Origin of the sequence: Flavivirga abyssicola (genome assembly GCF_030540775.2) — a bacterium.
Lineage (GTDB): Bacteria > Bacteroidota > Bacteroidia > Flavobacteriales > Flavobacteriaceae > Flavivirga > Flavivirga abyssicola.
This window is the reverse complement of the sequence record NZ_CP141266.1, coordinates 4,193,305-4,214,361: the sequence shown is the minus strand read 5'-3', so window position 1 is coordinate 4,214,361 and position 21,057 is coordinate 4,193,305. Positions and strand designations below refer to the sequence as shown.

18 protein-coding genes are annotated in these 21,057 nt (G+C 31.2%); 12 read left to right on the top strand and 6 right to left on the bottom strand.

Annotation, left to right across the window (positions count from 1 at the left end):
- Positions 1-83: 83 nt before the first annotated feature.
- From Q4Q34_RS17690 to Q4Q34_RS17675, 4 genes are read left to right on the top strand one after another with little or no spacing between them, the layout of a single operon-like run.
- Complete coding sequence (locus Q4Q34_RS17690; protein WP_303317747.1) at positions 84-1,118, top strand: glycosyltransferase; 1,035 nt, start codon at positions 84-86, stop codon at positions 1,116-1,118.
- 42 nt (positions 1,119-1,160) lie between these two features.
- Positions 1,161-2,177 carry a glycosyltransferase gene (locus Q4Q34_RS17685; protein WP_303317746.1) on the top strand — a complete coding sequence of 339 codons (1,017 nt, stop codon included), beginning with the start codon at positions 1,161-1,163 and terminating at the stop codon, positions 2,175-2,177.
- Between the two features lie 5 nt (positions 2,178-2,182).
- Positions 2,183-3,085: a beta-1,6-N-acetylglucosaminyltransferase gene (locus Q4Q34_RS17680; protein ID WP_303317745.1), complete on the top strand. Its 903-nt coding sequence runs from the start codon at positions 2,183-2,185 to the stop codon at positions 3,083-3,085.
- A gap of 10 nt (positions 3,086-3,095) precedes the next feature.
- Entirely contained in the window at positions 3,096-4,115 is a 1,020-nt protein-coding gene (locus Q4Q34_RS17675) for a threonine aldolase family protein (protein WP_303317744.1), read from the top strand.
- On the opposite strand, the gene Q4Q34_RS17670 is transcribed toward Q4Q34_RS17675, so the two are convergent.
- Complete coding sequence (locus Q4Q34_RS17670) at positions 4,108-4,431, bottom strand: YbaB/EbfC family nucleoid-associated protein (protein WP_303317743.1); 324 nt, start codon at positions 4,429-4,431, stop codon at positions 4,108-4,110. The genes Q4Q34_RS17675 and Q4Q34_RS17670 overlap by 8 nt on opposite strands.
- 86 nt (positions 4,432-4,517) lie before the next feature.
- Between Q4Q34_RS17670 and Q4Q34_RS17665 the strand changes: the two genes are divergently transcribed.
- The 3 genes from Q4Q34_RS17665 to Q4Q34_RS17655 all read left to right on the top strand — a co-directional run bounded on the left by Q4Q34_RS17665 (position 4,518) and on the right by Q4Q34_RS17655 (position 9,216).
- Positions 4,518-6,578 (top strand): S9 family peptidase, encoded by a 2,061-nt coding sequence (locus Q4Q34_RS17665; RefSeq protein WP_303317742.1) that lies wholly within the window; start codon positions 4,518-4,520, stop codon positions 6,576-6,578.
- Between the two features lie 82 nt (positions 6,579-6,660).
- Complete coding sequence (locus Q4Q34_RS17660; protein ID WP_303317741.1) at positions 6,661-7,701, top strand: PLP-dependent cysteine synthase family protein; 1,041 nt, start codon at positions 6,661-6,663, stop codon at positions 7,699-7,701.
- 255 nt (positions 7,702-7,956) lie between these two features.
- Positions 7,957-9,216: an aminotransferase class I/II-fold pyridoxal phosphate-dependent enzyme gene (locus tag Q4Q34_RS17655; RefSeq protein ID WP_303317740.1), complete on the top strand. Its 1,260-nt coding sequence runs from the start codon at positions 7,957-7,959 to the stop codon at positions 9,214-9,216.
- A 59-nt stretch (positions 9,217-9,275) separates the two neighbouring features.
- Here the strand turns inward: Q4Q34_RS17655 and Q4Q34_RS17650 are convergent, their stop codons facing one another.
- Together Q4Q34_RS17650 and Q4Q34_RS17645 are read right to left on the bottom strand one after the other, a co-directional pair.
- Positions 9,276-10,397 carry a GTP cyclohydrolase gene (locus tag Q4Q34_RS17650; RefSeq protein WP_303317739.1) on the bottom strand — a complete coding sequence of 374 codons (1,122 nt, stop codon included), beginning with the start codon at positions 10,395-10,397 and terminating at the stop codon, positions 9,276-9,278.
- 199 nt (positions 10,398-10,596) lie between these two features.
- Positions 10,597-11,616, bottom strand: coding sequence for a transporter (locus tag Q4Q34_RS17645; protein ID WP_303317738.1), 1,020 nt, complete (start codon positions 11,614-11,616; stop codon positions 10,597-10,599).
- A gap of 160 nt (positions 11,617-11,776) precedes the next feature.
- Between Q4Q34_RS17645 and Q4Q34_RS17640 the strand changes: the two genes are divergently transcribed.
- The 4 genes from Q4Q34_RS17640 to Q4Q34_RS17625 are packed head-to-tail and all read left to right on the top strand — an operon-like array spanning position 11,777 to position 17,336.
- Entirely contained in the window at positions 11,777-12,058 is a 282-nt protein-coding gene (locus tag Q4Q34_RS17640; protein WP_303317737.1) for a DUF4834 family protein, read from the top strand.
- 31 nt (positions 12,059-12,089) lie between these two features.
- Positions 12,090-14,525 (top strand): YfhO family protein, encoded by a 2,436-nt coding sequence (locus Q4Q34_RS17635; RefSeq protein ID WP_303317736.1) that lies wholly within the window; start codon positions 12,090-12,092, stop codon positions 14,523-14,525.
- Positions 14,509-15,846: a glycosyltransferase family 4 protein gene (locus Q4Q34_RS17630; RefSeq protein ID WP_330444556.1), complete on the top strand. Its 1,338-nt coding sequence runs from the start codon at positions 14,509-14,511 to the stop codon at positions 15,844-15,846. The genes Q4Q34_RS17635 and Q4Q34_RS17630 overlap by 17 nt, the downstream gene beginning before the upstream one ends.
- 32 nt (positions 15,847-15,878) lie before the next feature.
- A complete protein-coding gene (locus Q4Q34_RS17625; protein ID WP_303317735.1) occupies positions 15,879-17,336 on the top strand; it encodes an oligosaccharide flippase family protein in 1,458 nt (485 codons plus the stop codon).
- Between the two features lie 84 nt (positions 17,337-17,420).
- Here Q4Q34_RS17625 and Q4Q34_RS17620 read toward each other — a convergent pair whose 3' ends face one another.
- Complete coding sequence (locus tag Q4Q34_RS17620) at positions 17,421-18,695, bottom strand: hypothetical protein (RefSeq protein WP_303317734.1); 1,275 nt, start codon at positions 18,693-18,695, stop codon at positions 17,421-17,423.
- Positions 18,696-19,029: 334 nt separating this feature from the next.
- Here Q4Q34_RS17620 and Q4Q34_RS17615 point away from each other — a divergent pair, with 334 nt between their 5' ends.
- The gene (locus tag Q4Q34_RS17615; RefSeq protein WP_303317733.1) at positions 19,030-19,473 is read left to right on the top strand and encodes a hypothetical protein; all 444 of its coding nucleotides are present in this window, start codon (positions 19,030-19,032) and stop codon (positions 19,471-19,473) included.
- Positions 19,474-19,658: 185 nt separating this feature from the next.
- Here Q4Q34_RS17615 and Q4Q34_RS17610 read toward each other — a convergent pair whose 3' ends face one another.
- Together Q4Q34_RS17610 and Q4Q34_RS17605 are read right to left on the bottom strand one after the other, a co-directional pair.
- Positions 19,659-20,375, bottom strand: coding sequence for a hypothetical protein (locus tag Q4Q34_RS17610; RefSeq protein WP_303317732.1), 717 nt, complete (start codon positions 20,373-20,375; stop codon positions 19,659-19,661).
- Positions 20,376-20,460: 85 nt separating this feature from the next.
- Positions 20,461-20,907 (bottom strand): hypothetical protein, encoded by a 447-nt coding sequence (locus Q4Q34_RS17605; protein WP_135878033.1) that lies wholly within the window; start codon positions 20,905-20,907, stop codon positions 20,461-20,463.
- Between the last annotated feature and the right edge of the window lie 150 nt (positions 20,908-21,057).

Here is a 21,057-nt window from a genome sequence, read left to right as displayed (position 1 = left end):
ATAACGCAAATAATCACTTTTAATCTGAAAAGTTCTAGATTATTTAGTGATAGTATTAGCTTAGTAAAACTAATTAACATAATATGCTATTAAGTATTATTGTACCTTTTTATAATGCAGAAGCATGTATTGAACGATGCTTGAATAGTTTGGTAAATCAAAACCTGGATACTGATAATTATGAAATTATATTAATTAATGATGGGTCTACAGATAATGGATTAAATATTGTTGAAACGTTTAAAAAACAGTATCATAATATTAATGTTTATAGTCAGGTTAATCATGGATTAGGGGCAACAAGAAATATTGGAATAACTTTAGCAAAAGGGGAGTATCTATATTTTATTGATGCCGATGATTATTTGGCTTTTAATATGCTAGATATTATTTTAAACTATCAAGTTAAATTTGAATTGGATTTATTAGGTTTTTCATCGCTACCTACGCATAAATTGGATTTATTTACTTCAAAAACAAAAGAATTAAGAGAAGATATAAACGTATTAAAAGGAACAGATTTCTTGGTTAAGAATAAACACCACGATTTAGGAGCTTGTTGGTATATAATAAAGAAAGATTTTTTATTAAGTACAGGTTTTAAGTTTGTAGAAGGTAAGTTTTTTGAAGATGTAGTATTTACTTTTAATATTTTTTTGCGATCAAAAAGAGCTGCTTTTTTACCAATAGATGCTCACAGGTATGTTGAAAATCATACTTCTATAACAAATAAAGACACCCAAGAGCATTTAAAAAAAATAATTGAAGATTATACTAGTTTAGTTTATAGTTTGAATGTACTTATATCAGAAATCTCAAAAGAAAATGACAGCAATGTAATAACTATTATAAAGAATATAGAATTTAAGAGAAGTGTTATTATTTATTTTATGTTTTATAAAATTATTAAAGCTGATATTTCAATTAAAAAAACTAATGACATATTGAAAGGATTTAATAAACTAAAAGCTTACCCGTTAAATAATTTTATAGGAGACCAATATTCTCAGAGAAAGTTTAAAATAACAGCATTCATTTTTAATAATAAATACCTTTTCTTTATTCTACTATACCCTCTTAGGTTACTTTATAAGCTAAGATTAATAAAACTTCTTTAGATAATTTGTTACACGCTTTAGATAGTATTAAAATTAAATAATATGAAACTTAGTATTTTAATTCCAGTCTACAATGCAGAGTTATATATTGGAAGGTGTCTTGATAGTTTGTTAAATCAAAATATATCAAAACAAGACTATGAAATCATTGTCTTTAATGACGGGTCTACAGATAAAAGCGGTGAAATTGTTGGTGACTATTCTAAGAAACATTATAATATCTTTTTGCATTCACACGAAAACCAAGGCGTTATTGCTACTAGGAACAAACTTTTAAAATTAGCTAAAGGAGACTATCTATATTTTGTTGATGCAGATGATTATGTTACACATAATTCATTAGGAACCCAGCTTGATTATGCAATAGCTCATAATTTAGATCTCATGGGATTTAATGCCTTGGAGACATCCGACGAGGCATTATATGATTTAGATACCTCGCAAGGAGAAATGAAATACTCTTCAATAGTTAGTGGGAATCAATTCCTTAAAGAAAACAAAGGCATTCGTTACGAAATATGGTGGTATTTTATACGTAAAGGATTTTTAGAAGCAGCAGAAATTAATTTTAAACAAAGCGATTATGACGGGGATGTTGATTTTACTTTAGCTTTATTTTTAAATGCAAAACGTGTTGCTTTTTGTCCCATTACTATTTATATATATTTTCAGTCTCCAGAATCAACAATGCGAGGAAATAATTTAGCCTATAAAAAAAGGATCGTTACTTATTTTTTCGCGTTAATTATTGATTTTAGTAATTTAATTAATGATTTAGAAAAGAGTTCCATTCAGTATAAAGAAGATATATGCAGTAATTTTAGATTTAGGAGAGACGCTTTTACTTTTTTTACAATAATAAAAATGATAAAAGCACAGTATTCTTTAAGAACTTTTAAAGAAAAAATTTCGATTTTAGAAAGTGTTAGAGCCTATCCAATAAATGAATTTATAGGAAAAGAATACAGTAGCTTAAAATATAAAATATTAGCTAAAGTTGTAAACAATAAATTTATATTATTTACAACTATCAAATTAATAAATCTTTTTGTTAGATAAAAATAATGAAGCAAGCCATACTAATTACAGCTTATAAAAATTTTGATCATTTAATTGATATTGTTACATTTTTTGATAACGATTTCGAATTATTTATACATATAGATAAGAAAATAAAAGTTGAAAAACATATAATAGACAAAATAAAAGACATAGATAATATTAAATTTTTATCAAGAAAATATAATATAAACTGGGGTGGTTTAAATCATTTAAAGTCCTATTTGCTATTAGCAAAAGAAGCTTTGAAAAATCAAGAAAACAAATATTTTCATTTAATAAGCGGACAGGATTTCCCTGTTAAAGACCTTTCTTATTTTAAAAATTTTTTAAACGCTCCAAAACTATATGATCATTTAGAATTTTTTGAAATACCATCTAAAACCTGGGAGAATCAAAATGGGGGATTAGATAGATTAGAATATTATAATTTTTTTGATTTAATTGATGCAAAAAAGTATATAAAATGGTTGTGGAGATTAGTTAGAATTCAAAAAAAACTACATTTAAAAAGGCGTATTTCGAGGCGTATAGGGAAGCTTTATGGTGGATTCACCTGGTGGAGTTTAACCAGGAATACATTGCAATATGTAATAGACTATACAAGAGAAAAGCCTTATTTAATTAATAGAATGAAGCATACCTTTTGCTCTGAAGAAATGTATTTTCAAACCATAATAATGAATTCTGATTTCTCAAAAAATGTAGTAAATGATAATTTAAGGTACATTGATTGGGATCCAGATAGAGTTGGTAAAGACAGCCCTTCGCCTGCTTTGTTAGATATAACTGATTTTGAAAAAATTAATAAATCAAATAAATTATTTGCGCGAAAATTTGATATTCCAGTTTCAGATAAATTAAAATCTCTGATACAAAAACAAAACAACCCGAAAAATATTTTATAAAACATTTTAAATGACAATAGACCTAAGAAGTGACACCGTTGCAAAACCAACTACAGGTATGCTTGATGCTATGATGCAAGCAAAAGTTGGAGATGATGTATTTAGAGAAGATCCAACAGCAAATGAATTAGAAGCACGTATAGCAGGTATGTTTGGGAAAAGTGACGCTTTATTTTTCCCTAGTGGAACAATGGCAAACCAAACGGCACTAAAATTACATACAAACCCAGGTGATCAGGTTATTTGCGATAAATACGCTCATATTTATAATTATGAATCCGGAGGTGCATCTTTTAATAGTGGAGTTTCTTGTAATCTGATAGACGGAAACAGAGGGATGTTTAAAGCCGAACAAGTCTTGGATGCCATAAATCCAGATGCCTATTATTATAGTCAAACAAGTTTGGTGGAAATAGAAAATACCACAAATAAAGGAGGAGGTGCTTGTTGGGAATTTGATGAGATAAAAAAAATAAGAACGATTTGTGATGAAAATAATCTTGGGTTTCATTTAGATGGTGCACGTATATGGAACGCATTGATAGCCAAAAATGAAACAGCTAAACAGTATGGAGATATTTTTGATACGATTTCTGTATGCTTAAGTAAAGGATTGGGGTGCCCTATAGGATCTGTTTTAGTAGGTGATTCAGAAATTATGAAACAAGCCCTACGTATTAGAAAAATTTTTGGAGGTAATATGCGGCAAGCAGGTTATTTAGCAGCAGCTGGATTGTATGCTTTGGATAATCATGTGGAAAGATTAGTAGAAGACCATAAAAAGGCTAAAGAAATAGGAGAGGCCTTGTCTCAATTATCCATTATAAAAACTGTTGAACCGATTGAAACCAATATTATTATCTTCGAATTAAATGCAGGTGTGAATGAAAGCACCTTTGTACAAAAATTGGCAGATAAAGATATTCATATAATCAGTATGGGAAGCAATAAGCTGCGTATGGTCACACACCTAGACTATACGAGTATCATGCATGGCAAACTATTAAGTACGTTACAAAAGGTTATTTAAACATATCCATTCCAGGAATATTAGGCATGCCTTCTTTTGCTGTAGCAGCTAGTTCAGCTTCGTTAATTTTTGTAGCTTTTTCAATAGCTTTGTTTAGAGTAAGGATAAGGTAATCTTCTAGTTGTTCTTTGTCTTTGAGTAATTCATCATCAATCTCAACAGATTTAATGGTTCGGTTTGCAGTGAGCGTCACTTTAAGTTTATTGTCGCTACTTGTTTCATCAACCAAAACAGAATCTAAGCGTTTTTTAGTTTCTTCAATCTTTTTCTGGGCTTCTTTAAGTTTACCCATCATATTCATCATATCTCCAAACATAATTTTATTAATTGATTATTACGTTACAAAGCTATTTAATTTTTCTATTTTTGAAGGCTAAAATTTTAAGAATAAATTCATACTCTTTGAAAAAAACAATTCAACCCCCAGTAGCTACTAAAAAACCAAAAGAACTTTTAATACATGGTGATTCACGTATTGATAACTATTATTGGTTAAATAAAAGAGATAATCCAGAAGTTATAGATTACTTAAATGCTGAAAACGATTATACAAAAGGTATGATGCAGCATACGGAAACCTTTCAAAAAGAACTTTTTGAAGAAATGAAAGGCCGAATTAAAGAAGATGACACTACGGTTCCCTATAAACTTAATGGTTATTGGTATATAACGCGTTATGAAAAAGGTAAAGACTATCCCATTTATGTACGCAAAAAAGAAAATTTAGACGCTACAGAGGAGATTTTGTTTGATTGTAATGAAATGGCCAAAGAACATGCTTATTTTAATTTAGGGGGCATAGCTATAAGCCCAGACAATACATTGGCAGCGTTTTCTACAGATACAGTTAGTAGAAGACAATATACTATTCAAATTAAAAATTTGATTACAGGTGAAATTTATTCAGATAAAATTTTAAGCACAACTGGCTCTGCAACATGGGCTAACGATAATAAAACATTGTTTTACTCAATTAAGGATAAAGTTACGCTGCGATCACATAAAATTTTAAAACATAAATTACATACAGATACAAAAAAGGATGTTGAAGTTTATCATGAAGAAGACGAAACTTTTAACACATTTGTATATAAAACAAAATCTAGAAAATATATTGTTATAGGGGTTTCAAGCACTCTGACGACTGAATATAGAATATTGAGTGCTGATACACCCGATGATGAGTTTAAGGTGTTTCAAGAACGTATTCGTGAATTAGATTATAACATTTCTCATTATGAGGATCACTTCTATATTGTAACAAATAGTGATGGAGCCACTAATTTTAAATTGCTTAAAACAAAGGAAACTACGACTCAAAAAGACTATTGGCAAGAAGTTATTCCCCATAGAGAAAGTGTTTTATTAGAAGATATAGAAATTTTTAAAGATTATTTGGTAGTAAACGAACGTGAAAATGGCCTTAATAATTTACGAATTATTAGTTGGGATGGGGCAGAAGACTATAAATTGCCATTTAATTCTGAGACTTACACAGTATATATAGGCAATAATGCCGATTTTGATAGCGATGTATTACGTTACGGTTTTAATTCTTTAACCTCTCCAAGTTCTGTTATAGATTATAATTTCAAATCTAAACAGAAAGAAATTAAAAAGGAACAAGCTGTGTTAGGAGGTAAGTTTAGTTCAAATAACTATGAGTCTAAGCGAATTTGGGCAACAGCAAGAGATGGCGTAAAAATGCCTATTTCTTTAGTATACAGAAAAGGGATTAAGCTAGATGGAACAAACCCATTATTACAATACGCTTATGGCTCCTATGGTTCTACTGTAGATCCGTCATTTTCAAGTATTCGTTTAAGTTTGCTGGATAGAGGATTTATTTATGCAATCTCCCATATTCGTGGTGGTGAGTATTTAGGGAGAAACTGGTACGAAAATGGAAAGTTACTAACCAAATTAAATACGTTTCATGATTTTATAGACTGCTCAAAATACTTAATAGAACAAAAATATACCTCAAACAAACACTTATATGCCTATGGGGGCTCTGCAGGAGGTTTATTAATGGGCGCCATAATAAATATGAATCCTGAACTTTATAAAGGGGTTTTAGCAGCAGTGCCATTTGTAGACGTTGTTACAACCATGCTAGATGATAGTATCCCATTAACAACAGGGGAGTACGACGAATGGGGAAATCCCAATGATTTAAACTATTATAATTACATGAAATCATATTCTCCCTACGATAATGTAGAAGCAAAATCATATCCTAATATCTTAGTAACGACAGGGTTACATGATTCACAAGTACAATATTGGGAACCCGCTAAATGGGTGGCTAAACTTAGGGAGTTAAAAACAGATGAGAATAAGCTATTATTGCATACAGATATGGACTCTGGACATGGAGGGGCTTCTGGGCGTTTTGAAAGCTTGAAAGAAGTTTCTTTGGAATACGCTTTTTTGTTAGATTTAGAAGGAATTAATAGGTAATATAAAAAAATGTTTTATTTTTGTCAGGTTTTAGGTATCAAATATTTTTAGTAATATTACCTAAAGCTTATAAAAAGCATTTATGAAACACAAAAATCAGGTTTTTGACAATGTATTAGATTTAATAGGTCAGACCCCACTTATTAAGCTTAATAAAATAGCCTCGAAGTTTAAAGGGAATTTTTACGCCAAAGTAGAATCTTTTAATCCAGGTCATTCTTCAAAAGACAGAATAGCACTATACATTATTGAACAAGCAGAGAAAAAAGGACTTTTATCACCCGGCGATACTATTATAGAAACCACATCTGGTAATACTGGATTTAGTATAGCTATGGTAAGTATTATAAAGGGGTACGATTGCGTTTTGGCTGTAAGCTCTAAATCTTCTGCAGATAAAATAGACATGCTTAAAACCATGGGGGCTAAAGTTTATGTTTGCCCTGCACACGTAAGTGCAGACGATCCTAGGTCTTACTATCAAGTGGCTAAACGTTTACATGAAGAAATAAAGGGTTCAGTTTATATCAATCAATATTTTAATGAACTAAATATTGATGCGCATTATAAATCTACTGGACCGGAAATATGGAAACAAACAGAAGGTAAAATAACACACTTAGTGGCATGTAGTGGAACAGGAGGAACTATTTCTGGTACGGCAAAGTATTTAAAAGAGCAAAATCCAGAAGTTAAAATTATTGGAGTTGATGCTTTTGGTTCTGTTATTAAAAAATATCATGAAACCAGAGAGTTTGACGAAAAAGAAATTTACCCCTATAGAATTGAAGGTTTAGGTAAAAACTTGATTCCTACCGCTACAAATTTTGATGTTATTGATGAATTTGTAAAAGTTACAGATGAAGAAAGCGCGCACACAGCTAGATTAATAGCTAAATCTGAAGGTATGTTTGTTGGATACACATCCGGTGCAGCCATGCAAGCTATAATGCAGTTAGGTGAGCAAGGAGCGTTTAAAGAAGATGATAATATTGTTATTATTTTTCCTGATCACGGGTCAAGATACATGAGTAAAGTATACAGTGATAAATGGATGAATGAACAAGGCTTTTTTGATAGTAAAAATGAAGCAGCAGCACAAAATATTCAATATATAAAATAACATAAATTATTACTTTAAAAAGAGATACTGTTTTGTCGTATAGGCAAAATAGTATCTCTTTTTTTATTTTATTAATAATTGGGCAGTAAAAATTATGCTCAAACCATATAAATATTTAATTTTGCAATAACTAACTAAGGACAGAAAGCTTACATGTAGCAATACTTAAACATTAAATTTGTTTTTGTTTTACCCTCAAAGCAGCTACTCCTATGTAGTTATGTCTTAATTTTAATAGCAATAAGATTATACTAAATGAAGGATTTATTTGAAAAAATTTATAAGGACAAAGGACCATTAGGTAAATGGGCTTCCCAGGCTGAAGGTTATTTTGTGTTCCCTAAATTAGAAGGAGAAATTTCTAACCGTATGAAATTTCAAGGAAAAGACGTTATCACTTGGAGTATTAATGATTATTTAGGATTAGCTAATCATCCTGAGGTAAGAAAAGTAGATGCAGAAGCAGCAGCTCAATATGGTTCAGCTTACCCTATGGGAGCAAGAATGATGTCTGGTCATACAGATTTGCATGAGAAATTACAAGATGAGTTAGCATCATTTGTTAAAAAAGAAGCAGCATATTTATTAAACTTCGGATATCAAGGTATGGTATCGACTATAGATGCCCTAGTGTCTAAAGATGATATTATTGTTTATGACGTAGATGCACATGCTTGCATTATTGATGGTGTTCGTTTACATATGGGTAAACGTTTTACTTATAAACATAATGATGTTGAAAGTTTAGAGAAAAATTTAGACAGAGCTGCGAAAATGGCAGAACAAACCGGAGGAGGGATTTTAGTGATTTCTGAAGGTGTATTTGGAATGCGAGGTGAACAAGGACGATTAAAAGAGATTGTAGCTCTTAAAAAGAAATATAACTTTAGACTGTTTGTTGATGATGCTCATGGATTTGGTACATTAGGTGCTACTGGAGCAGGAGCAGGAGAAGAACAAGGTGTTCAAGATGATATTGACGTTTACTTTGCCACATTTGCTAAATCATTAGCGAGTACGGGAGCATTTATTGCTGGAGATCAAGAAATAATAGATTATTTAAAATACAACTTACGTTCTCAAATGTTTGCAAAATCTTTGCAAATGCAATTAGTTGTTGGAGCTTTAAAGCGCTTAGAAATGCTTAAAACAATGCCGGAACTTAAAAATAAACTTTGGGAGAACGTAAATGCTTTGCAATCTGGATTAAAAGATCGTGGTTTTGATATTGGAACCACTCAAAGTTGTGTAACACCGGTGTATTTAAAAGGAAGTATACCAGAAGCTATGGCTTTAGTTAGAGATTTACGTGAAAATTACGGGATTTTCTGTTCTATAGTCGTGTATCCTGTAATTCCAAAAGGATTGATCCTATTGAGGCTAATACCTACTGCGACTCATACTTTAGAAGATGTATCTGAAACACTAGCCGCTTTTGAAGCAATTAGATCTAGATTAGAAAATGGAACATATAAACGCTTATCTGCCTCTGTAATGGCAGCAATGGGTGAATAATAGTATATTTTAATAAAAAAATAAATAAAAAATCCGATTCGTAATAGAATCGGATTTTTTTATGCAATATCTTTTCTGAAAGTGCAACGTCTTTTATTAACTACGGGTTTAAAGTTTTTCCATATTTGTTGAATAGCGACATTGTCATCTAATTCAGGGCCTCTTACACATAACTCAATGTTCTTTTCTGTAAATGTTTTATGAAATTCATCAAAAATAATAGCAGTAACACCTTTGTTTTGATATTCAGGTAGCACACCAATTAAGTAAAAAGTAACCGTTTTTGCATGTTTCTTTGCATGTAATAAATGTTTTATTCCAAAAGGAAACAACTTTCCATTCATTTTTTGCAAAGCCTTTGCGTAAGAAGGTGTAACTATTCCAAAGCCTATCAACTTATCATCTTTATCTAAAACAAATTTTACATATTCTGGATTTAAGAAGCCAATAAATTTTTTCTTAAAATATTCACGTTGCTCATCATTTATTTCTACAAATGTTGAAAGCACAGCATGGGATTTAGAAAACACATCAAACATCTCATCCGTATAGGGCAGAATATCTTTGTTTTTTGTAAAAGTTAAAGCTCTTAGTTGATAACGTTTTTTTATTAACGCTTGTATTCTAGAGAAAGATTCTCGTTTAATATTCTTAAACTCCATAATATTCTCAGAATACGATTTTGCAACATCATAACCAAGTTTTTTAAAATGAGTCACATAATAAGGAGGATTATGCCATGTAATCATACTTCCAATTTGATCAAATCCTTCTGTTACCACACCAACTTTATCAAGATTAGAGAATCCAACAGGGCCTTCAATAAATTCAAGGTTGTTTTCTTTTCCAATTTCTATAACTTTCTCTAATAAAACTTTTGTAACGTCGATATCATCGATCACATCAAACCAACCAAAACGCATTTTTTTTAAAGTTTGATTTTTTACCTCTAACCAATTTATTATGGCGGCAATGCGTCCAACAATTTCATTATTTTTGTATGCTAGAAATAACCTGGACTCAGCGTCATTAAATACAGGGTTTTCTTTTTTGTTAAAGGTTTTTATTTCTTCACTAATAATTGGTGGTACCCAATATTTAGAATTTTTGTTAAGTTTAAAAGGAAATTTAACAAAAGCTTTTAAGTCCTTTTTTTTATGTACTTCTTTAAGTATTATCATATATATGCTATGATAGCTGTTGCTTCTTATTTATTGAACTCATCTTGACTTTTTCTATTTCCTGAAAAATGGTTAAAATTCGCCCATATTTTGTTACTTTTTTTACGCTTAGCACTGCTATGCCTTGCAAAAAATGCCTCATCTGAACAAATTTTATCTCATTTTCGGTTAAAAACAAAAAGTCAAGATGAGCTCATTATCAAAAATCTATATCTTTTCGTTTGCGTTTTTGTTTTTTTGTATCATTTATGTCAACATCATCTTTTTTGTTTTTATTGCGTCTAGATTTTCTTTTTCCTTCTTCTTTGGCTGAGTTACCATTATCAATATCTTTATCTTTTAGTTCTTTGTCTTTATGGAAATCTAATCTATAGGATACTCCAAAGTTTATTCCAAAAACTGATGGCGTATCTTTAGTATTAAAAGTTAATGCTGTGTCTAATTGAAGATCACGCCCTAACAAGTAAGCGCCTCCAAACCTAAAAAGATTGTCGGCATAAAAATCGCTCTGTATTCCTTGGGTTTCACCAAAAATAACCCACTTTGGGCTAAAGGAATGGGTTAATGTTAAAATATATTGAAAATCTGATTGATCAGATCCAATTCTATCCTTTATTAAGTTCATTACAAAGACCCATCCTCCAGGAAAATTGTTTTGGGTGGCTACCATTATTTTGGGACTAAACCCTTCAACGCCTGGTGCTGTATAAGGGTTGTTTTTTGTGTCAAAATTAGCTCCTAGATACACTGATACTGCAGGGATTAATGAACTCCATTTAAAGCTGTGATTTGCTCTCCAGCTGTATAAATTTGGTTTTTTATCCTCTGAATTTTTATAAGGATCATACACTAGATATTTGGCTCCAAATGTAATTGTTTTAAAATTAGATCGCTTTTCTTCAGAAGAGAAATTAGATGTAAACGTTTTTGTGTCGTTTTGATAAGTCCCTTCAATGTTTAGCTCTAACTCTTCAAATAACAGTCCGTATCGTGCAGCAAAATCAATTCCAAATCCAGATACTTCGTATGTCGGAGCAGGTGTTCTTTTTTCTTTAGTAAAATAAGGACCTACCTCTAATTGGGCAACATTCGTACCTACAGAAAAAGCACTTCTTGATACACCAGGTCTATTGGAGTTAATGACATCAGTATATTGGCAGTATGCTTGAATTGAAATTAACATCAATAAAAAACATAAGGTAGATTTCATTGGGTTCATAATTAAGAGTTTAATGTGCGATTAGTAACATATTGGTAATACATTATTATAACATTTTAGTCCTAAGACTTTTTTCAAATATAGATATTTTATACTTTTTTTATCATTTTTGAACGTTTTTTAAACGTATAGAATTGTATTTTTGTTAAAAATAATTTTTATGCTACAATTTGCATCTGTAACAGGTTTTGTTAGAATGATATTAATCATTCTTTTAATTTACTTTGGAATAAAAATTTTATCACGCTTATTTGCTCCTTTTCTTGTTAAATATGTTGCCAAGAAGGCAGAACAACGTTTTGGCGACCAATTTGGTCAATTTAGAAATCAACAACAGGAAAAGCCAAAAAAAGAAGGCGAAGTTACTATAGATAAAATACCCAAAACCAAAACCTCAAATAAAAATGTGGGTGATTATGTCGATTACGAAGAAATTGATTAATTTTCACAAACATTGTTTTTAAAATACTTTCATGCAATTTTCAATCAAAAGAATAGGTCCTCATGTATTAATTTTAATAGGATTTGTAATACTTTCATTAGCATATTTTAATCCTGTTTTAAAAGGAAAACAGATCTTTCAAAGTGATATCATGCAATATATAGGCATGAGCAAGCAGCAAAAAGATTTTAAAGCTGCAACAGGGGAGGAAACATACTGGACTAATAGTGCTTTTGCTGGGATGCCTACTTATCAATTGGGCGCAAGATATCCACATAACTATATTAAGAAATTAGATTTAACGCTACGGTTTTTACCCCGACCAGCGGATTATCTGTTTTTATACCTATTAAGTTTTTATGTGTTATTATTAGTTTTAAAAGTTGACTTTAAGCTTGCTGCACTAGGGGCCATTGCGTTTGGTTTTTCAACCTATTTAATAATCATTTTAGGTGTAGGACATAATAGTAAGGCACATGCTATTGCCTATATGCCTTTAGTTTTAAGTGGTATTTTGCTTGTCTTTCAAAAAAAATATATTTCAGGGTTTTTGCTAACCACTGTAGCTATGGGGTTAGAATTAGTAGCTAACCATTTTCAAATGACTTATTATCTATTATTACTAGTCATTGTTTTAGGTGTTGCGTATTTAATTGATGCCTATAGGAAAAAAATATTACCACATTATTTTAAGTCGATAGGGATTTTGGTTGCTGCTGTTGTGCTTTCAATAGCTTTGAATGCTACAAATATTTTGGCAACACAGGAATATGTGAAAGAAAGTACGCGCGGAAAAAGCGAGTTGACCATAAACCCTGATGGTTCCCCAAAACCAGTGACTTCTGGCTTAAGTAGAGATTACATTACCCAATTCAGTTATGGTATTGTTGAGACTTTTAATCTTTTCATCCCAAGATTCATGGGGGGAGGGAATTTTGAAAACCTTGGTAAAGATTCTGCAACGTATGATGCTTATAGAAAATTAGGAGCTAGTACTACACAAGCATTAGAAGAAGCAAAACGAGCACCTATGTACTGGGGGGAGCAGCCAATTGTTGAAGCGCCAGCATACATTGGGGCTGTTATTTTGTTTTTATTTGTTTTTGCATTATTTCTTGTAAAAGGCCGACTAAAATGGTGGCTTGTTGGTGGTACTTTATTATCTCTATTATTATCTTATGGAAAGAATTTAGGGGTTTTAACCGATTTTTTTATTGACTATGTACCACTTTATAATAAGTTTAGGGCAGTTAGTTCTATACAGGTTATTTTGGAGTTATGTATTCCTATTTTGGCAATTTTAGGATTAGTGAGGTTGTTTAATGACTTTGAAAAGAAGGAAGATAAGTTAAAAGCGTTAAAATATTCAACAATTATTACTGGAGGGCTAGCTATTACCTTCTTGTTATTTAAATCTTCATTGTTTGATTTTGTTGGAGCTAGTGATGGTCAGTATATTCAAGCTTATGGTCAGGATTTTGTTAGAGCAATTAAAGAAGATAGAAAAACCATTTTCACACAAGATACTATACGAACACTTATCCTAGTATTGTTATCTGCGGGCGCTGTTTTTGCATTTTTACGAGATAAGTTAAAAGAAAAATGGGTGGTAGTTGTGTTTTGCGGATTGATTCTTTTTGATTTAGTAGGGGTTAACAGGCGTTATGTTAATAATGATGATTTTGTATCCTCAATTAAAGTAAATAAGCCATTTCAGGCAAATGAAGTTGATAAAGAAATTTTAAAGGACACTTCGCATTTTAGAGTGTTTGATTTAGTTTCTGGGCCTTCAAAACCTTCGTACTTTCATAATTCACTAAACGGCTATAATGCTGCGGAATTAAAGCGATATAGAGAAGTTTTTGATTTTTATGTCTCTCAAAATAATATCAATGTTCTTAATATGCTTAATACAAAGTATATTATAGCTCAAGATGAAAAAGAAGGTTTGTTTTCTTACAAAAATGATGATGCTAATGGTAACGCTTGGTTTGTGCAAAGCTTGCAAAAAGTTGAATCTGCAAACGAAGAAATAAAACAATTAGATAGTTTGTCGAATAAAACCAAGGCTGTTTATTCATCACATAAAGCTTTGGAAAAACTGAAAAACTTAAAAACGAATTATGTAGTTGATTCATTAGCATCTATTGATTTAATGGAGGTTAAGCCAAATTATTTAAAGTACAAATCTAAAAATACAAACGAAGGTTTTGCAGTCTTTTCTGAGGTATATTATGGTAACGGATGGAAAACTTTTGTAGATGGAGAAGAGCGTTCGCACATACGTGTTAATTATACTTTGCGAGGTATGCCGCTACCAGCAGGTAATCATACAATAGAATTTAAGTTTGATCCTGATGTTGTTAAAACAGGTAGTCGTATAGCTTTAGCGAGTTCTGTTTTATTTGGAATATTGCTGCTTGGAGGTTTGTTCTATGAATTCAAAAAAAATGACCTCTCAAGGTGATACCCTCCCTTTGGGAGAGATGTCCGTAGGACAGAGAGGGCTTAAAAAAACACTCATAATTACCTATTATTGGCCACCAGCTGGGGGCCCAGGGGTGCAACGTTGGCTGAAATTCGTTAAGTACTTGCCGGAATTCGATATCGATCCAGTCGTTTATATTCCAGAAAACCCTAATTATCCTTTGGTAGATGAGAGTTTAGTTTCTGAAGTTTCAAATCATATTACAATATTAAAACAGCCCATAAAAGAGCCCTATAAATTAGCCGGACTTTTTTCAAAAAAATCATCAAAAACGATAAGTAAAGGCATTATTTCAGATAATAAAAAGCAAAGTTTTATTGAAAAAGTGATGCTTTATATAAGAGGGAATTTCTTTATACCAGATGCACGGATTGGTTGGGTAAAGCCTTCAGTGAGTTATCTTTCTCAATATATTTCAGAAAATAATATAAAAACCATAATAACCACTGGGCCCCCTCATAGTTTGCACCTTATAGGCTTGCAATTAAAGGAAAGGTTAGGAGTGAGGTGGTTGGCTGATTTTAGAGATCCCTGGACGACTATTGGTTATCATAAACAGCTAAAACTAAGTAGATCTTCTAAAAAAAAGCATATAGCTTTAGAAAAGCAGGTTTTAAATACTGCTGATCAAATAATTGTAACAAGTTTTACAACTAAAAAAGAATTTCAGCAAATAACAAATTGCCCTATTGAGGTTATTACGAATGGATATGATTATGAAGCGACTCATGCTTTTAATCTGGATGTTAAATTTTCAATAGCACATATAGGGTCTTTATTGTCAAAACGAAATCCAGATGTTTTGTGGAAAGTATTAAGCGATCTTAGAAAAGAAAATAATGGCTTTTTAAAAGATTTTCAACTTAATTTCATTGGTGCAGTTAGCGAAGAGGTGTTAAAAACTATAAAGAAATATAATTTAAGTGATTGTACATTTGAATTAGGTTATGTTTCACATAAAGAAGCCATTGTATTTCAAAAAAAATCACAAGTATTGTTGTTGGTGGAAATAGATTCAGAAGACACCAAATGCATTATTCCTGGAAAACTATTTGAATATATGGTTTCAAATAGACCTATCCTTGCCATAGGACCTAAGGCTTCAGATGTTGAGAAAATTATTAAGGAAACAAACACAGGTGCTTACTTTAATTACGATGATTATGAATTGCTAAAAACGACTATATTAGAATATTATAAAGCGTTTAAGGGCAAGAAATTACAATCAAACCCAATTGGCTTGCAAAAATATAGTAGAAAACAATTAACTCAGCAATTAGCAACGCTAATTAAAAAATAATTAATGATAAGCATAATAAATAGTTTAAGTTAATGGGAGTAGTTGCCTCACAATCTTTTAAAAATGTCCTTTCAACATATTTGGGCTTTTTTGTAGGAGCTATTAACACCTTGTTTCTTTATACGGAATTCCTTAGTGATGAATATTATGGAATGGTAGGGTATATGCTGTCTTTGGCTTATGTTATCATGCCTTTAATGGCTTTTGGAGTGCACAATACATTGGTGAAGTTTTATTCGTCTTTTAAAACACGTGTATCATTAAATAGCTTTTTGACACTTATGCTATTTTTGCCATTTATAATTACTATTCCTTTAAGTTTTTTCAACTACATATGTTATGATGCAATCGGCAGTTTTTTATCTCAAAAAAATGTTATTATTAAAGACTATTTATGGCATATTATAATAATTGCTCTCGCGTTGGCTTATTTTGAAGTGTTTTTTGCATGGGCTAAAGTGCAAATGCAAACGGTGTTTGGAAACTTTATGAAAGAAGTCTTTCATCGAGTAGGAACTATGATATTATTGTTTTTTTTACATTTCAAAGTAGTTAATGTAGAGCAATTTATGATAGGCTTGGTTGGTGTTTATGTCTTAAGAATGCTTGTTATGAACGTGTACGCATTTAGTATCAAGCCTCCCGTAATCATATTTAAACGTGTGAATGGCCTCAAGAATATTTTAAAATATTCTTTTTTAATAATTATTGCTGGATCTATTGCGACCATTCTTTTAGATGTTGATAAAGTCATGTTGGGGCATTATGTTGAAATTAAGGAGATTGCATATTATAACGTCGCTATATTTATAGCTACGGTTATAGCTGTGCCTCAGTTGTCTATGCATCAAATACTGCTGCCTTTGTCGGCTAAGTATTTAAATGAAAAAAAAATGGATGAACTGGGAGATTTATATAGAAAAAGCTCATTGAATTTATTTATAATTAGTGGGTTTATATTTCTCTTGATAGTACTGAATATTAATCAGTTGTACTATATAATTCCAAAAGAATTTGAGGGTGGGCTTTTTGTTGTGCTAATAATTAGTGTTACTAAGCTATACGATGCCTTTTTAGGGGGTAATAATGCTATTTTATTCAATAGTGATTACTATAGAGTCGTGTTATTCTTGGGGGTAGCTCTGGTTATTTTAATGATTGTTTTAAATATTGTATTTATTCCTTTATTTGGTATAAATGGGGCGGCTCTGGCTACTTCTATAGCTGTTTTTGCCTATGACTCAATCAAGCTACTTTTTGTTTATCAGAAGTTTAAGATCCATCCATTTACAAAGGATATATTTAGAATAGCTGTTTTGATAACTTTGAGTGTTTTTCTGTTTTATTTTTGGGAATTCCCTTTTGTCCCTATCGTTAACATAGCTTTAAAGTCTGCTTTAATTACGGTATTATATCTATTTGTAATTTATAGGTTTAAGTTTTCTGAAGATATTTCGAATCAGATTGAGCGTTATTTGAAGATTAAATAAATACTTAGTGCAAACAGAAAACCCCACGATGTCGCTTTGAGGCAAACATATCGTAGGGCTTTCCAAACTAACCAACCAAAATTGTTATGATCGTCTTCTACTAGTCGATCTTGTATTGTTATTGCTAGATTTACTTCTACTCTGGGTAACTCTTGGCCTGTTACTTTGAGAAGATCTATTAACGCTTTTTCGTTGCGCTACTCTAGATTTATTTTGAGTAGTACGTTGCGTTGCTACTCGTTTTGTATTTCTAGTATTATCGTTTCTGTTATATGTACGTGTATTTTGTGTTCTTGGTTTTTGAGTAACGATATTTTTTCGTTGATGTGTTGTTTTTTTTGTCCTTACACTATTAGTTCTAGGTTTAATTGTTCTATTAACACTTTCTCTGGTTCTTTTAGTGTTATTATTGTTTTGCGCATAATCTCTAGTACTTCTGGTGTTACTATTACGTCTTATCGTATTATTTCTGGTCGTAACCGAACTGCCTTTAGTGTTTCTGTTTATGCTGGAGTTATTGCGTCTGATCGTAGTATTTCTATTTCCTGTTGAATAATTTCTTCCAGAATTTCTGTTAATAGTGCTATTGCGTCTTGTATTATTTGTTTGCGCAACACTTCTTCTGGTGTTAGCACTTCTGTTAATACGAGTTACATTTCTGGTGCTTCTATTTACAGTAGCATATTTTCTATTTCTTGTTATAACGTGACCACGTCTGCTGGCAATAGCTGTTCTTGGCTTGTAGTTATTATAAAAAGGTCTGTTGTAAGTATAGCGTACTGGACTGTAATAACGTCTGTAAGGTCTGTTGTAAACAACACAGTAATCATAAGACGGAATACTGTAATAACGGTGCCATGGTCTGTAAACATAACTTCTGTTATATACATTTATAAAACCTGAACAGTGTGAGAAACTATTGTATCGGTTGTAATGTACATATAATCCACCTACACGATTTACATATCCAAAATTATTGTAATAAATATTTATATTTCCCACCTGACTAATACGTCCGTAATAGTCATAATAAATAGGAGTGTTTTCTATCTGAATGATAGCGCCATATTCATCGTATTGAACATAGGCATTATAATCATATCCAGAATTAAAGCTGAAGTTTATATTTGGAGTTCCTATGGATACATTTACATTGGAACCACAGTAGCGTTGTATGTTAAAATCAAATTGTCCATCACGGAATACAGAAAACTCAATGCCGTTCTCTACAAATATGAAAGAGTTGCCATAACCTCTACTGTAAATAGATGTTGTATTTGCGTCTGTATTGGTTGTGGTAGCATTAACAGTGAATCCTGTAAGGATTAAACCAGCTACTAAGAATATAAACTTTTTCATAATAATTTGTTTTAATGGATGAATACGTTTTGTTAATTACAAACAGCGTGCCAAAAAAGAATGATAATATTTAAACGACTGTAAATCAATAGTTAAACGGTTTATAGCTTTTTTAACTTGAAAAGGGGCGTGTTGTTTTCGTGGGAAAAATTACCGAACTTCGTTTAGCGTTTGATATAGAATATTAAAGCGATTTTATGTCATGTAGTTGCCAGTAATTTGAAAATGATGAAATCAGAAACGAAATTAATAATTGGAATTGGTGTTCTGATTTTGCTAATCGATATTTTGCTTATGAAATATTGGATTAGCAACATTAAACCTGATTTTTTTTATGTCTGTTGGAGTTGAATCTTACAGACTTGAAATATTTGGAATGAATATTCTGATTGGAATAATTGCTTTCTTTATTAAAAGAAGGGTTTCGATTTTATTCTTTGTTAATGCAATAATATGTTATTGGATATTTTCATTTTTCTGGAATTCTTGGATTGAAAATCATCCTTATTCTCAAGATAGATATAACTTCAAAATTGAAAACCGAAATATTCAATTAAGAATTTCAAATAACCCAAATACTTATGGAATATATGAATTGACGGCAAATTCTAAAGATTCTCTGAAGATAATTGAAATGGGAATGAATGAAAAAAGAGGAGATAGTATTTTATTAAAAGGTTGGAATAAAGGAGAGTTTTATAATATGTACTTTTATAATGATAAACTAATTGGATTACCAGAAAGTCCAAATGCAATTGAACTGAATAAAAAGGAATAAAAAACTACTGGCAACACCGTGTATAATTAATTGCTTGGTTCTTGTTTACGTGGAAATTCCTCTGGTTCGTTCCATTTTTACTAAGTTAGTTGCTTAATCACGAAACTATCCTTACACCAACCGTTAAACGAACAAATAAAAACTCGAAGCTTATGACTTCGAGTTTTTTCAATCAGCTCAATAAATTAGCTATTATTTCTTCGGTGCTTTTTCACTTTACCATTTTGTTTAAAGTAGTAATAGTTATCATCGTTATCGTAAATATCATCATCCCAATCATCGTCGTCATGGTCGTCATGATGTCTGTCTCTGTTTCCAAATGTGTGCTCTACAGAACAAGATTGTACGCCACAAAAATTGCAGTAGTCACTATATCCTTTTACTTGTCCCCGTGTATTTATAATGCCTCCCCAGTGATTATAACGAACACTTAAGCCGCCTACCTGTTTTAGTTTTCCGTGTCTATAGTTATAATTCATATATATAGAGCCAGCACGTTTAATTTTTCCGTATCTGTCATAATTTATATATACATCACCAATGCGTCTTACTTTACCATCTCTACCATGCGAAATAGAAACACCTCTATTGTAGCGATAAGGGTTGTATCTGTATTTTTTCTTTCTGGTGCCATAGGTTACATTTACAGAACTTCTTCTGGAATTTCCTCTGTAATACGAATTATTGTAATAATCGTTATAAGTATCGGTATTAAAATCAAAGCTTCCATCAGGAAAAATTAAAAACTCAATACCACGTTCTACAAACATTATAGGTTGTGCATACCGATAACGTTTCGTTATATCAAAGTTGTTTTCTGTTTTTTGGTGGTTTAGCTCTGTTGCGGATACAGTTGTTAATCCTATTAACAAACCTGCGAATAATAGTACTAATCTTTTCATAATTATAGGATTAATTATTTTGCCTACTCTTTAGCTTTTCGGCTTACGCTATAGTTCAATGGTTGTCTATGTATGATAAATATTCTTAATTATATTCATCGTAAGTATGAATAGATTTCATTATGTCTTCGTAAAACAATACAGCAGAAACTAAATTTCTTGTATCTGAATAAGGTAAAATCACTTTTTGAAACTCAATTGTGTTTTCTACATAATTAGCAGTGTTTTCAATTTGATTATCAAGAGCTTTTCTGTTATCATTACTATTAGGGATACCTAAAGTAGACATAGTAACACCGGGTTTTGTGGCAAAAGCTATATATGGTAATATATTGGCTAGAACTTCAATTCTTTCTACATATAAGTCTAATAATTGACCTTTTTGCATACGTCTTAGTTCTTCACCATCGTGATACTTTTTGATACCTATTTTACTGCTTATGATACTTTTTGGGGTCGTTTTTTTTTGTGCAAAACTAGAGGCTGCAATTAAAAAAAACGAAATACTTAATAGGGTAATTTTTATTTTCATGATTATGGGGTTAATTTTTTGCCTACTCTTTAGCTTTTCGGCTTACGCTGTTTGTTTAGTAGCTTTCAATTTGCGTGCCAAAAATGTAAGTGATTGATTTTTATGTGTTTAATGGTGTTTGTTGTTTCGGTCTCAAAAAGAAACATTGTT

Coding starts and splice junctions, on each gene's coding strand:
- Q4Q34_RS17690 (WP_303317747.1), top strand. CDS start 84: ATGCTATTAAGTATTATTGTACCTTTTTATAATGCAGAAGCATGTATT.
- Q4Q34_RS17685 (WP_303317746.1), top strand. CDS start 1,161: ATGAAACTTAGTATTTTAATTCCAGTCTACAATGCAGAGTTATATATT.
- Q4Q34_RS17680 (WP_303317745.1), top strand. CDS start 2,183: ATGAAGCAAGCCATACTAATTACAGCTTATAAAAATTTTGATCATTTA.
- Q4Q34_RS17675 (WP_303317744.1), top strand. CDS start 3,096: ATGACAATAGACCTAAGAAGTGACACCGTTGCAAAACCAACTACAGGT.
- Q4Q34_RS17670 (WP_303317743.1), bottom strand. CDS start 4,431: ATGTTTGGAGATATGATGAATATGATGGGTAAACTTAAAGAAGCCCAG.
- Q4Q34_RS17660 (WP_303317741.1), top strand. CDS start 6,661: ATGAAACACAAAAATCAGGTTTTTGACAATGTATTAGATTTAATAGGT.
- Q4Q34_RS17655 (WP_303317740.1), top strand. CDS start 7,957: ATGAAGGATTTATTTGAAAAAATTTATAAGGACAAAGGACCATTAGGT.
- Q4Q34_RS17650 (WP_303317739.1), bottom strand. CDS start 10,397: ATGATAATACTTAAAGAAGTACATAAAAAAAAGGACTTAAAAGCTTTT.
- Q4Q34_RS17645 (WP_303317738.1), bottom strand. CDS start 11,616: ATGAACCCAATGAAATCTACCTTATGTTTTTTATTGATGTTAATTTCA.
- Q4Q34_RS17640 (WP_303317737.1), top strand. CDS start 11,777: ATGCTACAATTTGCATCTGTAACAGGTTTTGTTAGAATGATATTAATC.
- Q4Q34_RS17635 (WP_303317736.1), top strand. CDS start 12,090: ATGCAATTTTCAATCAAAAGAATAGGTCCTCATGTATTAATTTTAATA.
- Q4Q34_RS17630 (WP_330444556.1), top strand. CDS start 14,509: ATGACCTCTCAAGGTGATACCCTCCCTTTGGGAGAGATGTCCGTAGGA.
- Q4Q34_RS17625 (WP_303317735.1), top strand. CDS start 15,879: ATGGGAGTAGTTGCCTCACAATCTTTTAAAAATGTCCTTTCAACATAT.
- Q4Q34_RS17620 (WP_303317734.1), bottom strand. CDS start 18,695: ATGAAAAAGTTTATATTCTTAGTAGCTGGTTTAATCCTTACAGGATTC.
- Q4Q34_RS17615 (WP_303317733.1), top strand. CDS start 19,030: ATGTCTGTTGGAGTTGAATCTTACAGACTTGAAATATTTGGAATGAAT.
- Q4Q34_RS17610 (WP_303317732.1), bottom strand. CDS start 20,375: ATGAAAAGATTAGTACTATTATTCGCAGGTTTGTTAATAGGATTAACA.
- Q4Q34_RS17605 (WP_135878033.1), bottom strand. CDS start 20,907: ATGAAAATAAAAATTACCCTATTAAGTATTTCGTTTTTTTTAATTGCA.